Origin of the sequence: Massilia scottii (genome assembly GCF_030846495.1) — a bacterium.
Classification (GTDB): domain Bacteria; phylum Pseudomonadota; class Gammaproteobacteria; order Burkholderiales; family Burkholderiaceae_D; genus Telluria_A; species Telluria_A violaceinigra.
Genome location: NZ_JAVCWM010000014.1, coordinates 1 through 13,679, shown reverse-complemented (window position 1 = coordinate 13,679; position 13,679 = coordinate 1). Strand labels below are relative to the sequence as shown.

10 protein-coding genes and 2 pseudogenes are annotated in these 13,679 nt (G+C 61.0%); 11 read left to right on the top strand and 1 reads right to left on the bottom strand.

Annotated elements, in window-relative coordinates; translation table 11 throughout:
* Positions 1-141: 141 nt before the first annotated feature.
* The 7 genes from RBA41_RS19720 (at position 142) to RBA41_RS19690 (ending at position 7,231) form a co-directional block, all read left to right on the top strand.
* Entirely contained in the window at positions 142-1,086 is a 945-nt protein-coding gene (locus RBA41_RS19720) for a branched-chain amino acid ABC transporter permease (protein WP_306625968.1), read from the top strand.
* Positions 1,083-2,360: a branched-chain amino acid ABC transporter permease gene (locus RBA41_RS19715; RefSeq protein WP_306625967.1), complete on the top strand. Its 1,278-nt coding sequence runs from the start codon at positions 1,083-1,085 to the stop codon at positions 2,358-2,360. The genes RBA41_RS19720 and RBA41_RS19715 overlap by 4 nt, the downstream gene beginning before the upstream one ends.
* Positions 2,357-3,121, top strand: a complete 765-nt coding sequence (locus RBA41_RS19710; protein ID WP_306625966.1) for an ABC transporter ATP-binding protein — start codon at positions 2,357-2,359, stop codon at positions 3,119-3,121. Before RBA41_RS19715 ends, RBA41_RS19710 begins: the two co-directional genes overlap by 4 nt.
* On the top strand, positions 3,118-3,822 hold the full coding sequence (locus RBA41_RS19705; RefSeq protein ID WP_306625965.1) for an ABC transporter ATP-binding protein: 705 nt from the start codon (positions 3,118-3,120) through the stop codon (positions 3,820-3,822). The genes RBA41_RS19710 and RBA41_RS19705 overlap by 4 nt, the downstream gene beginning before the upstream one ends.
* 114 nt (positions 3,823-3,936) lie before the next feature.
* Positions 3,937-6,024: a 3-hydroxyacyl-CoA dehydrogenase NAD-binding domain-containing protein gene (locus RBA41_RS19700; protein ID WP_306625964.1), complete on the top strand. Its 2,088-nt coding sequence runs from the start codon at positions 3,937-3,939 to the stop codon at positions 6,022-6,024.
* A gap of 108 nt (positions 6,025-6,132) precedes the next feature.
* Positions 6,133-6,705 (top strand): helix-turn-helix domain-containing protein, encoded by a 573-nt coding sequence (locus tag RBA41_RS19695; protein ID WP_306625963.1) that lies wholly within the window; start codon positions 6,133-6,135, stop codon positions 6,703-6,705.
* Positions 6,706-6,709: 4 nt separating this feature from the next.
* On the top strand, positions 6,710-7,231 hold the full coding sequence (locus RBA41_RS19690) for a GNAT family N-acetyltransferase (protein ID WP_306625962.1): 522 nt from the start codon (positions 6,710-6,712) through the stop codon (positions 7,229-7,231).
* A gap of 28 nt (positions 7,232-7,259) precedes the next feature.
* On the opposite strand, the pseudogene RBA41_RS19685 reads toward RBA41_RS19690, so the two are convergent.
* Positions 7,260-7,535: pseudogene (locus tag RBA41_RS19685) on the bottom strand (transposase); the annotation flags it as partial.
* Positions 7,536-7,739: 204 nt separating this feature from the next.
* On the opposite strand from RBA41_RS19685, the gene RBA41_RS19680 reads away from it, so the two are divergent.
* The 4 genes and pseudogenes from RBA41_RS19680 (at position 7,740) to RBA41_RS19665 (ending at position 13,598) form a co-directional block, all read left to right on the top strand.
* Positions 7,740-8,531 carry an FRG domain-containing protein gene (locus tag RBA41_RS19680; RefSeq protein WP_306625961.1) on the top strand — a complete coding sequence of 264 codons (792 nt, stop codon included), beginning with the start codon at positions 7,740-7,742 and terminating at the stop codon, positions 8,529-8,531.
* Positions 8,532-8,753: 222 nt separating this feature from the next.
* Positions 8,754-12,464: an SIR2 family protein gene (locus RBA41_RS19675; RefSeq protein WP_306625960.1), complete on the top strand. Its 3,711-nt coding sequence runs from the start codon at positions 8,754-8,756 to the stop codon at positions 12,462-12,464.
* A 249-nt stretch (positions 12,465-12,713) separates the two neighbouring features.
* Positions 12,714-12,935, top strand: a pseudogene (locus RBA41_RS19670) (response regulator); the annotation flags it as partial.
* 258 nt (positions 12,936-13,193) lie between these two features.
* Positions 13,194-13,598, top strand: coding sequence for a hypothetical protein (locus RBA41_RS19665; protein ID WP_306625959.1), 405 nt, complete (start codon positions 13,194-13,196; stop codon positions 13,596-13,598).
* The last annotated feature ends 81 nt before the right edge of the window (positions 13,599-13,679 follow it).

Genomic DNA, 13,679 nt, shown 5'->3' with positions numbered 1-13,679 from the left:
CGGCCACAAGCCGGCCGGCCCAGCCCCGGCACGACTGCAGGGTGGACGGGCCCGGTTCCGGTAACGACGGCGCGCGTGTCCACCACCTTCGCGTTTCCGACCATGGTGGGGCCCGTACGCCCACCCAACCTGATCACACCTATGGAATTCACACTGTTCACCCTGCTGAACGGGATCAGTTACGGACTGCTGCTGTTCATGCTCTCGTCCGGCCTGACCCTGATCTTCAGCATGATGGGCGTGCTCAACTTTGCGCACGCCAGTTTCTACATGCTCGGCGCCTACATCGCCTACACCATCAGCAGCGTGCTCGGATTCTGGCCGGCACTGGTGCTCGCGCCCGTCGCGGTCGGCCTGATCGGCGCGCTGGTCGAGCGCTACGGCCTGCGTCCCCTGCATAAATACGGCCACATTCCCGAACTGCTCTTTACCTTCGGCCTGTCCTTCCTGGTCGTCGAGCTGGTCCAGCTGATATGGGGCAGGGCGGCGGTGCCGTATCCGATTCCGAAGGAGCTCGACGGACCGCTGTTCACCCTGTTCTCGACCAGTTTTCCGATCTACCGCGGCTTCATGATGCTGGTGGCGCTGTCGATGCTGGCCGGTATTTACCTGGTGCTCACGCGCACCCGGGTCGGGCTGGTGATCCAGGCGGCGCTCAGCCATCCGGACGCGGTCGAGGCGCTCGGCCACAACGTGCCGCGCATCTTCATGTGGGTGTTCGGCGGCGGTTGCGCACTGGCCGGGCTGGCGGGCGTCATCGGCGGCAATGCCTTCGTGACCGAGCCGGGCATGGCCGCCACGGTCGGCAGCATCATCTTCGTGGTGGTCGTGGTCGGCGGCATGGGGTCGCTGGCCGGGGCCTTTTATGCCTCGATCCTGATCGGCGTGCTGCAAACGTTCGCCGTGGCGCTCGATTACTCGCTGATGACCTTACTCAACGGCATCGGCGCCAACATCACCATGGACACGCCCGGCTACGAGGTACTGAAACTGACCATTTCGCAAAGCGCGGCCATCCTGCCGTTCCTGCTGCTGGTCCTGATCCTGATTTTCCGGCCCAAGGGCTTGATGGGAACACGCGAATGAGGCTCACCTACACTCCCCTGAACCTCGGGCGCTACCTCGTGTGGGGCGGCTTTGCGCTGATCCTGGTGCTGGCCCCGCTGATCTTTACCAAGGGCGCGGCGCTGTCGATCCTGTCCCAGATCGGCACCGTGATGATTTTCGGCCTGTCCTACAACATGCTGCTGGGGCAAGGCGGCATGCTGTCGTTCGGCCACGCCGTCTATTCCGGGCTGGGCGCCTTCTTTGCCATCCACGCGATGAACCATGCCGGCTTCGGCGCGCTGGTGCCGACCTCGCTCATTCCGCTGGTGGGCGGCGTGGCCGGCATGGGCTTCGGCGTGCTGTTCGGTTACGTGACCACCAAGAAATCCGGCACCACTTTCGCCATGATCACCCTGGGCCTGGTGGAACTGGTGTTTGCCAGCTCGCTGATGTTTCCCGGCTTTTTTGGCGGCGAGGGCGGCATCACCACCAACCGGGTGCGCGGCGAAGCCTTCCTGGGCATCACCTACGGGCCGCAGGTGCAGGTGTATTACCTGATCGCCGCGTGGCTGTTCGTGAGCACGGTGGCCATGTTCGCCTTCACGCAAACGCCGCTCGGGCGCATGGCCAATGCCGTGCGCGACAATCCCGAACGCGTCGAATTCATCGGCTACGACACGCAATGGGTGCGCTACCTGACACTGATCCTGTCGGCCTTCTTCGCCGGCATTTCGGGCGGACTGTCGGCGATCAACTTCGAGATCGTCAGCGCCGAGAATGTCAGCGCCATCCGGTCGGGCAGCATCTTGCTGTTCGTGTTCATCGGCGGGATTGGCTTTTTCTTCGGTCCCTTGCTCGGCACCATTGTCGGCATTTTCTTTTCCGTGATGCTGTCGGACTTCACGCCAGCGTGGCAACTGTATCTGGGCCTGTTCTTCGTTCTGCTGGTGCGCTACGCCCCGGCCGGACTGGCCAGCCTGATCCTGATGCTGCTGCGGGTCGCCAGCGCGCGCAAGTTCGCGCGCATCTGGAAGCCGCTGCTGGCAGTGGGCGCATGCGTGCTGGCCGCTCTGGCGGGCATGGTGATGGGCACCGAAATGCTCTACCACCTGACCCTGGACGCCGCCAACGGCAGCGTCATGACCCGTTTCGGACAGGAGATCGATACCAAAACGGCCGGACCGTGGCTGGTGGCCGGCGCGCTGCTGGCCGCTGGCTTTGTGGGCTACCGGCGCTTCCAGCCGGGATATTACGCAGTCTGGAGTGACGTTAATGCGGAAATCGTGGCACAACAGCGTGGAGGTGTCGCATGACGACGGCCGCACTTGAACTGAAAGACGTGCGCAAGAGTTTCGGGCGTTCCGAGATCATCCGTGGCGCCAGCCTGACCGTGCAAAAAGGCGAACGCTGCGCGGTGATCGGCCCGAACGGCGCCGGTAAATCGACCTTGTTCAATCTGGTATCGGGCCGGTTCGATATTTCGTCGGGCGATATTTGCCTCAACGGGAACAGCATCAGCGGCTTGCGCCCGTTCGAGATCAACCGGCTCGGGCTATCGCGCAGCTTCCAGATCAGTAATCTGTTCGAGCGGCTGTCGGTGTATGAAAACCTGCGCTGCGCGGTATTGTGGTCGCTCGGGTATAAATACTCGTTCTGGCAGCGTTTGAATGGCTTGCGCGACGCCCATGAACGCGCGGAAGAGGTATTGGAGCAGATCGGCATGCAGCGCCAGCGCAAGGTATTGGCCGGCGTGCTGACCTATGCCGAACAGCGCGCGCTGGAAATCGGCATCACCATTGCCGGCGGTGCCGATGTGATTCTGCTCGACGAGCCGACCGCCGGCATGAGCCGTTCGGAATCGGATGCGGCGGTCGAATTGATCCGCAAGGTCACCGTGGGCAAGTCGCTGGTGATGGTGGAGCACGATATGAGCGTGGTGTTCGGGCTGGCCGACAAAATCGCGGTGCTGGTCTATGGCGAGGTGATTGCCTGCGATACGCCGGCCAATATCCGCTCGAATGCCGCCGTGCAGGCAGCCTATCTGGGCCACGAAGGCAGCGAGGACGCCGCATGAGCGCCATTCTGGAGATTAAGAACCTGCATGCGTTTTACGGCAAGGGCCATATTCTGCACGGCGTCGATCTGCAGATCGGCAAAGGCGAGATTGTCAGCCTGCTGGGCCGTAATGGCGTGGGGCGCTCGACCCTGGTCAAGGCGGTGATGGGGCAGGTCAATGCCACCGGGTCGGTGCTGTTCAAGGGGGAGGAAGTGCTGGGACTGAAGGCGTTCCAGATTGCGCACAAGGGGTTGGCGTATGTGCCGGAGAACCGCGATATTTTTCCAACCCTGACGGTGGAACAGAATCTGATTCTGGGGCAAAAGAAGACTGGCGTGGTCGGACGCTGGTCGCTCGACGATATGTACAACATGTTCCCGCGCCTGCTGGAACGGCGCACGGTGGCGGCCGGGTTTCTGTCGGGCGGGGAGCAGCAGATGCTCACCTTGTGCCGCAGTTTGATGGGCGATCCGGATTTGATCATGATCGACGAGCCGACCGAAGGACTGGCGCCGAAGATTGTGGCGCTGGTGGCGGAGTATTTATTGGCGTTGAAGGAGAAGGGGATTTCGGTGCTGCTGGTGGAGCAGAAACTGGCCATCGCGCTGGAGATTTCGCAGCGGGTGTATGTGATGGGGCATGGGGCGATCGTGTTCGAGGGGACGCCGCAGGAGTTGAGGGCGGATGCGGGGGTACGGAAGGAGTGGTTGGAGGTGTAGCTGCGGCCTGGCGGGAACCCAGGGTCCTCCATTCTCCCCTCACAAAAAATAATACGACCGTTCTATTATGATGTATAGTCGAAGACTGCTGAACCCACTAACAAAGGAAGAGACATGAGCGCCGAATACCTGGTCAATGGCAGCGTTGCCGTCATCACACTGAACAATCCACCGGTCAACGGACTGGGTCTTGAGACGCGTACCGCCGCGGTCGCCGGCATTCGCCGCGCGCTGGCGGACGACGCCGTCAAGGCGATCGTCATCACCGGCGCCGGCAAGGCGTTTTCCGGTGGCGCCGACATCAAGGAATTCAATTCGCCCAAGGCCCTCACCGAACCGTCACTGCACTCGCTGATCCAGGTCGCCGAAAGCTCGACCAAACCGGTCGTCGCCGCCATTCACACGGTCTGCATGGGCGGCGGCCTCGAACTGGCGCTGGGCTGCAATTACCGCGTCGCCATGCCCGGCGCGCAAATCGCGCTGCCCGAAGTCAAGCTCGGCCTGCTGCCGGGCGCCGGCGGCACCCAGCGCCTGCCGCGCGTGGTCGGCCTTGAAATGGCCCTGAACATGATCGTCTCCGGCACCCCGGTGCCATCGGAAAAATTCGCCGGCACCGCGCTGTTCGACGAAGTCTTTGCCTCCGACGCCAACCTGATCGATTCGGCCGTGGCCTTCGCCAACAAGGTCGCCGATGTGCGTCCGCTGCCGCGTGTGCGCGACCGCAAGGTCAACTACCCGAACCACGAAGCTTTCCTGCAATTTTCGCGCAACACCGTCAAGGCCATGTCCGGCGCTTTCCCGGCACCGCTCGAATGCGTCGAAACCGTGGCCGCGTCGGTCACCAGGAAGTTTGAAGACGGCATCAAGTTCGAGCGCGAACGCTTCCTGCACCTGATCCAGACGCCGGAATCGAAGTCGCTGCGCCACGCCTTCTTCGCCGAGCGCCTCGCCAGCAAGATTCCGGACGTGCCAGCCGACACGCCAACGCGCGAGATCAAGCAGGCCGCCATCATCGGCGCCGGCACCATGGGCGGCGGCATCGCGATGAACTTCGTCAACGCCGGCATTCCCGTCATCCTGCTCGAAACCAAGCAGGAAGCGCTCGACAAAGGCATCGCGACGATCCGCAAGAACTACGAAAACACAATGAAAAAGGGCAAGCTCACGCCCGAGAAATTTGAACAGCGCGTCGGCCTCATCAGCGGCACGCTCAATTACGCCGACATCGCCCAGGCCGACATCGTCGTCGAAGCCGTGTTCGAAGACATGGGCGTGAAGGAATCGGTCTTCAAGCAGCTCGACGCGGTGATGAAGCCGGGCGCGATCCTGGCGTCGAACACCTCGACCCTGGATGTGAACAAGATCGCCGGCTTCACCAGCCGCCCGCAGGACGTGGTCGGTACCCACTTCTTCAGCCCGGCCAATGTGATGAAGCTGCTGGAAATCGTGCGCGGCGCCAAGACGGGCAAGGACGTGCTGGCCACCACCCTGGCGCTGTCGAAAAAACTGCGCAAGACCGGCGTGGTGTCGGGCGTGTGCGACGGCTTCATCGGCAACCGCATGATCGAGCAGTACAGCCGCCAGGCCGGTTTCCTGCTGGAAGAAGGCTGCCTGCCGGAACAGGTTGATAAAGCCGTCGAGAAATTCGGCTTTGCGATGGGTCCGTTCCGCATGGGCGACCTGGCCGGCAACGATATCGGCTGGTACATCCGCAAGCGCCGCTATGTCGAGTCGCCTGAAATCACGTACTCGAAAACCGCCGACCTGCTGTGCGAAATGGGCCGCTATGGCCAGAAAACCAGCTCGGGCTGGTACGACTACAAGGCCGGCGACCGCAAGGCCTACGCCTCGAAAGACGTCAACGACATGATCGTCAAGCACTCGGCCGACATCGGCGTCGAGCGCCGCAAGATCAGCGATGAAGAAATCGTCGAGCGTCTGGTGTATTCGCTGGTCAACGAAGGCGCACGCATCCTGGAAGAGGGCATTGCAATGCGCGCTTCCGATATCGATATGGTGTACCTGACCGGCTACGGCTTCCCTGTGTTCCGCGGCGGTCCGATGTTCTATGCCGATACGGTCGGTCTGGCCAATGTGCTGATGGCGATGGAGAAGTACGCCAAGGGCCGTCATGGCGACGCCTGGACGCCAGCCCCGCTGATGGTGCGCCTCGCCGCCGAAGGCAAGGGCTTCAACAGCTGATACAAGCGGTAACGCAACTGCGAAAGGCAGCCCCGGCAACTCCGGCGCTGCCTTTTTTATTGCCTCCAGGGGCTTGTGCTCGGCGATTCTGTCCATTATATTGGACGAATGGATGCATTAAAAGACGACACAAGCGCTGCCATTGCCCGCCGGCTGCGTCTGGAGCGCGATGCGCGTGGCTGGTCGCTGGCGGATCTGGCGGCCCGTTCCGGCGTTGCCAAGGCCACCATCAGCAAGATCGAACGCGAAGAGACCAGCCCCACGGCGGTCATCCTGGTGCGGCTGGCCGGCGCCTTCGACCTGACGCTTGCCGGCCTGCTGCTGCGCGCGGAAGGCCATGACGACGCCAGCCGCGTCATGCGCGCGGCGCAGCAGCCTTTGTGGCGCGATCCGGACAGCGGCTACGTGCGCCGGCAAATCTACGCGCGCCCCGATCACCCCGTGGAAATCGTGCAGGTCGACATGCCGCCCGGCCAACGGGTGGTGCTGCCGGCGTCGTCGTACGCGCACATCCGTCAGGCGATCTGGGTGCAGGCGGGGCCGCTGACGGTGGTGGAGGGCGGCGAACAGCACCGCCTGGAGGCCGGCGACTGCCTCGGCTTCGGGCCGCCGTCCGAGGTGACGATTGCCAATGATGGGGCAGATACCTGCCGTTACCTGGTTGTTCTTTCAAGGAGCTGATCGCATGCCCACCATTCAAATTCGTCCGCTGGCGGCCACGCCGGCACTGATCGACACCCTCGCGGGACTGCTGGCGGAGGTGGTCGCCCGAGGCGGCTCGGTCGGCTTCATGGATCCGCTAGCACCCTCGGAAGCGCGGGCCTTCTGGGAACGCGCGTTGCAAGCGGCGGCGGATGGCCAGCGCATCGTGTTCGGCGCTTTTGAGAACGATCAACTGGTGGCGACAGTCAGCCTGCTGCTCGACTGCCCGCCCAACCAGCCGCACCGCGCGGAAATCGCCAAGATGATGACCTTGCCGCGCTGCCGGGGACGCGGCATCGCGGCGGCCCTGCTGCAAGCTGCCGAGGCTGCTGCCGTGGCAAGCGGCAAAACCCTGCTGGTGCTTGATACCGCTAGCGAGGGCGGCGCTGCCGGGCTCTACTCGAAACATGGCTTCACCCTGGCCGGCGAGATTCCCGACTATGCGCTCAAGCCCCAAGGCAGCCTGACGGGCACGCTGTTGTACTGGAAGCGGATCGGGGCTTAAGAGCCCCTAACAAAACATCTCGACGTACCTCCAACAGGCGACGCAGGACTGCCTCGTCGACGCTCTGCCAAACACCCGCTTGCATCCATTCGTGAAGGAGACGCCAGGACGTCATGCCGCTGCCGCACCCAAGCTCACGCGGCAGGTACTCCCAAGGTATTCCGGTTCTGAGGACAAACAAGATTACCGTTAGGGCTGCACCATCGTTGATTCGCGGTCGCCCACCTTTCGGCAATCTATGGTGAGTTGGAAGATGAGCTTCTATAAGCGACCAAAGGTCTTCGGGAAAAAGTTCTTGGGCCATGGCATCAGTCCGGCTGCGAACACGGCCGTCATCTTAGCGCCCGGACTGCGGCCGCGTACGTCGGCTTCCGCCCCAAAGCTGCCGTTCGCTTACTCGACCTTTGCGGCAAGCACAGGATCTCGTCGGCTGCTTCCCAATGCGCATTTCCCGCCTTAACTCAACATCTCGTAGTAGTATTTCTAATCTTAAAATAGGAGATATTCCATGACGGCTCGATCTATTGAAGTTGATTCTGTCGTGAGCTTCATAGAGAAAGTCACCATTCTCTCGCGTGGGTCAAAAAACTCAGAATCGTGGTTTCGTGGTGCCGGCAGTTCACGATTTGCACTTGTCCCTGGACTGATATGGCGAGGCCAGCGCGATTGGGAATCGAACTTTGTTCATAGTTTTTTGGTCAATTATCAATCCTATACGTTGAGACCAACCAATCCATGGGAAACCTTCGCGTTAATGCAACACCATGGCCTGCCCACGCGATTGCTTGACTGGACAAAATCTCCTTTGGTCGCGCTTTACTTTGCCGCGACTCAGACCGCCGACCCAAACGAGAAATTCTCCGTTTGGAGCTTGCAACCGCATGATCTCAATTCACACACCATGTCCCTTGGAGAGGTGCATTGTCCCGGTGGACTGGACGATCGCATCATCAAAACGACTGTAGGCGAGTTCAACCTTGATGCTTATCTCCCCGAAGCACTTCAGCGTGGGGAAGTGCTACCGCTTCCTGAAATGCCAATCGCATTGGAGTCGCCATACTCGAATTCGCGAATTAAGAGTCAGCAAGGCTGCTTTACCGTCCATGGTTCGTCGTCCAGTCCGCTTACCCACTATTTTGGAGAACAAAAGCCTTGCAAATATCTAGCTAGAATTGACTTTCCAGCCAATCTGCGTAAGGAGGTTTTGCAAGACCTATATAGCTTAGGTATCAATGAGGAATCGATATTCCAAACGCTTGATAGCTTATGCGCGCGCATCTGCCGCGAGGAAATCCAATGAGGTTAGCTGTTCAACAGAGGTAAGCAGTGTCGTATTGCGCGAACGGCAGCTCCTGGCTGCTGTGCCAACACGCGATAGGAAACGGCATCTTTGTGCATGTGGGACTTGTTGCCGCCCTGCTTGGCGCAGGGCGATGGGGGATTACCCCGCATCCTCGTTGACAGCAACTGATACTCAACAGATACTCTGAAAATGTTTTCTTCGCAACTCCGCGCCCCGCCCATGAGCATCCTGATGAAACAAATAAAGATCGACAAATTAAAGGCCGCCCTTGCCGTCGGCAACGTCGTCACCGTTGTTGGCACCGGCGTTTCCGTCGCTGCCTGCCCTGGCCTGAAAATAGCGGATCACGCAGTGGCGACATGGCAAGGTCTACTGGCGTACGGTGTCGAGTATTGCCGAAGTAATAATCTCATGACCGGAGACGAAGCTGATGCGCATCGCGGATTGATAAAGATCGGTACCATCAGCTTACTGCTTCTGGTGGCCGAAGACATTACGCAAAGGATGAGAAAAAGCTCGCTTGGCGTTTTCAGGGGTTGGCTGGAAGACACGATCGGCCAAATCAAGGCGCCTGATCCACTACCTCCTATCCTTATGGCACTCAGGACCATGCCGGGCTGGCTTGCCACCTTAAACTATGACAATCTGATTGAGGACGCCACGGGCCGGTCCGCCGTCACATGGCGCGAGTCAAACAAGGTTGAGAAGGTATTGGCGAGTACGGCGAACAATGCCGTATTGCACCTGCATGGCCACTATACGGAACCGGAATCCGTCGTACTCGGCTCGCGCAGTTATGACACGGTCAAAGATGATGGACACGCAGCTGCCGTGCTCAAATCGCTTGCCATCAATCGCACGCTGCTATTCGTCGGTTGCGGCGACACGGTGCTCGATCCGAATTTCGCCCGGCTCATCGAATGGGCTCGTGACGCGCTTCACGACGTGGTGCCGCGTCACTACTTGCTGTGTCGCGACGCAGATGTCAAAGGCTTTCAGGAGAAGCTCGCTGACGCACCGTGGTTGCAGCCGCTCGCCTATGGCGACAATTACGCCGACCTTGCCCCATTTCTGATGAGCCTGCACGACGATGGTGCGTCGGCAGTGGCGCCCGTCACTCCCCCGCCGGCCGGCCCCGCCACGCCTGCCGAGGCGGTACCGGACGGCGCGGCGGCGCGCGGACACTACGGGCTCGACGACATCCTGGAAAACTGTTCCCTGCAATTGCAAAGAACCCCTCTGCTGGCCCTGTGCGGCCTAACCGGCGCGGGCAAAACCGTCATCGCTAGGGAGTTGCGCCAGCTCCCTGCATGGCGCCACTTACGCATGCACACCCACGTCGCACAGGAGCACGGTGGAGCCGCCGACCTATTCGGCGCACTGGCGAACTTACTGTGTATTTACGACGAGCGGCCCCGTCTGCCCGTCGCCGCCAATGCACAGGAAATGGCGGCCAAACTGCTGGCCATGAGCGCGCGCACGCCAGCCTTCTTTTTGCATATAGAACGGGGGCATCTGTGGTTCAACGGCGGCCGTTGGCGCCCTGAGTGCGTTGGCATCGCCGACCTGCTGTCCGCGCTGGTGAAGGCTTATTCCGGCAGCGTGATCGTGCTCGAAACGCGGGAAGCACCCGAGGAGCTGACGACCATTGAGGCGAGCGGCCTGCCGAGGGCGGCGATGAAGCAGTACCTTGCCTCCCCGCCCGTGTCTGACTGCGGCGGTTGGACGCTAAATAAGACGCAGATTGACTATATTTTCCAGCGCATGGGCGGCGGCCATGGGCGAGGCGCCCATGCTTTCGGACTGGCGTTGCTGGCACAACTGGCGGCGGAAAAAAAGACAACGCCGGAGCAGGTTTTGCGCCAGTACGCCGACGACTATGCGCTCGAACTGTATGCCAAGCTGTTTCGCGACATCTACGAAAACGTGCTGGCCCCGCCCGAACGCGCACTGCTATACGCCTGTTCGCTGTACCGTAGCGGCCTGCATTACAGCCACCTGGCACGGCTTGAGACCGTGATGACTAGCTCGGCGGCCGGCGAGTCGCTGATCCGCCGCCGCCTGTTGGCCGAAGACGCGGAGTGGTTCTATCTACACGACTTGGCGGCCGAGCAGGCACACAAACTGGCGCCGGATGCGGCGCGTACGCTCGACCTGCAACGTCATATCGCCAGTTTCTGGATGAGCGACCTGCAGGGCCAGAACAATCTGCTTGAAGCGAACATCCGACGCGCGCTGGAAGCCTTGTACCATCTGGAGCAAGCCGGCGAAACGTGGCGCATTACCGAAATCGCTGCGGAATTGCTGGGCCGGCGGCCGGGCGAAGCGGCCTCGATCCTGTGGCGCATGGAGAAATCGCTCGTGGCGCAAGGCCCGCGACAGGCCGAGCGGGTCTGTATCGTCCTCGACTATCTGCTCAAAGTTGCCCCCGACGATGGCAAGGCCATGCGCTTTCTTGGCGAATACCGCCGCAAGCTGTACGGCAAGGACGATGCACGCGCGCTGGAGTTGTTTCGCACGGCCGCGCAGATTTACCCGAGCTTCCCCCCCTCCTGGGCCAACTTCGGCCATGCCGCCATTAGTTGCGGCGAGCGAGCTTTGCAAGAGTTTTTAGCCGCCATCGCGAACGCGCCGGCAGTTGCCATCAACGAACAGGTGGCGGTGATCCTGGCGGGCGCCCTGCAGGCGGCGGGCCGGCCTGAAGAGGCCTCGGCATTGCGCCGCAAGCACATCGCGGACGGCAGCGGCGATGCCGCTTTCTACAGCGACGAAGCCAAGTGGCTGCTCGATCAAGACGACATCGCCGGCGCCGTCGCGCTGTTGGAGCAGGCACGCCGCAAGGGCTGCGCGGACGACTACACCGAGTCGATGCTGGCGAGCGCCCTGCAGGCCGCCGGCCGGCCCGAAGAGGCCTTGGCATTGCGCCGCAAGCACATCGCGGACGGCAGCGGCAATTCCGCTTTCTACAGCGACGAAGCCAGGTGGCTGCTCGATCAGCACGACACTGCCGGCGCCATCGCGCTGTTGGAGCAGGCACGCATCAGGGGCTGCGCGAACGACTACACCGAGTCGACCCTGGCGGGCGCCCTGCAGGCGGCGGGCCGGCCCGAAGAGGCCTCGGCATTGCGCCGCAAGCACATCGCGGACGGCAGCGGCAATGCCGCTTTCTACAGCGACGAAGCCAAGTGGCTGCTCGATCAGCACGACACTGCCGGCGCCATCGCGCTGTTGGAGCAGGCACGCATCAGGGGCTGCGCTAACGACTACACCGAATCGACCCTGGCTGGCGCCCTGCAGGCGGCGGGCCGGCCCGAAGATGCCTCGGCATTGCGCCGTAAGCTCATCGCGGACGGCAGCGGCAATGCCATTTTCTACAGCGACGAAGCCAAGTGGCTGCTCGATCAGCACGACACTGCCGGCGCCATGGCGCTGTTGGAGCAGGCACGCATCAGGGGCTGCGCGAACGACTACACCGTATCGATCCTGGCGAGCGCCCTGCAGGCGGCCGGCCGACCCGAAGATGCCTCGGCATTGCGCCGCAAGCACATCGCGGACGGCAGCGGCAATGTCGTTTTCTACAACGGCGAAGCCAAGTGGCTGCTCGATCAGCACGACGCCGACGGCGCCATCGCGCTGCTGGAGCAAGCACGCAGCAAGGGCTACACGGACGACTACACCGATTCGATCTTGGCAAGCGCCCTGCAGGCCGCCGGCCGGCCCGAAGAGGCCTCGGCATTGCGCCGCAAGCGCATCGCGGACGGCAGCGGCGATGCCGCTTTCTACACTGCCGAGGCCAAGTGGCTGCTTGATCAGCAGGATACCGCCGGCGGCATCGCGCTGTTGGAGCAGGCACACAACGAAGGCTGGGCGAACGACTACACCGAATTGATCGTGGCCAGAGAGCGCCGGGAGGGCGATGCGGGGAGCTGACGGTGCTTGCATGCTCCATCAGTTGATCCGCGTTGAGCCCCGAGAATGGGATGGAGGTGTTACGTTCAGGCTAGCTTCTGGCAAACAAACTGATCGATGAGAATCAAGCGTCAACCACGTCATCGAGGAATGCGCACACCAGCATTAATGACATGCCGTGCTCAATGAACGAGGTCGATGCCTGATTTCGCCTCCGCGAAATTGGAGACGGACGACTGATCTATTGCGACTGGCGGCCGCAGTCCGTCCATCGGCTTACCCGAAATGGATGGTAATACGCTTGCCCGGTTCTTACGGGCACAGCCGGAAACGGCCGGCGCCTTGCTAATTGCAGTGACAGGCTATGGCCAAGAACATGATCGCGAAGGGACGCGGATAGCTGGCTTTGATCATCATTTGATGAAGCCGCTCGATACGGATACTTGCTCACATTATTGGCTGGCGTGGAAGACGCGGAAGGCTGATACGTGATACCAGCGCAGCTGATGGCAATGGTAACAAGCAATCCGATGGTGACCACCGCAATATTGTTTCAACAGCTGCAACGTCCGGATCTGGCCGGTCCCTGCCGATTGTACTCGACGGCGGTGACAGGGCGGCTACTCCGGGATCGCTTTGTGCAACGGTGGCACTCATTTGCCGTAATAGCGCTTCATTGTTCTGCTGAATATTGTTTCAAAATTAGGCCTGCATTTGCGCCCGCCCAGTAGAAATAGCCGGAGGTTTAAAGTGATGGGAATTGTTGAACTTCAAAAGGAAATTGCTTTAGAGCTGGCCTACCTCATGACCACCGCGTGGGACAGGATCGAATTGCTCTATGAGAACAGCATCGTCGATGGGGACAGGCGGGTAGTTTACAAAGCGTTCTACTTTGAAACGGACGCCAAACATCAATTTGGTTTGTCGGGTGAATGCCACACGTTGTTGTATGAGCTGAGCGAAGGTCAGCCCGACAATGGCGTTGAGAAGTGGACTTGGTTAAAGTTTATGATGGATGCCGGCGGCACTTACGCTTTCGAGTTCAAATATGGCACGCCGCCTCTCTTGGAACGAGAACTGGAGCTGGCAAAAAAAATTCCCCCACAACGACTGATCGAGTGTAAGCGGTCTATTTACCCCACCTTCCATTGCTAATTTTCGGCATCCAGAATCGGGGCTCCATCAACTCAGGAGTCACGAACATGCAAGAGCCAACGAAGCACGAACTCTGGCCAA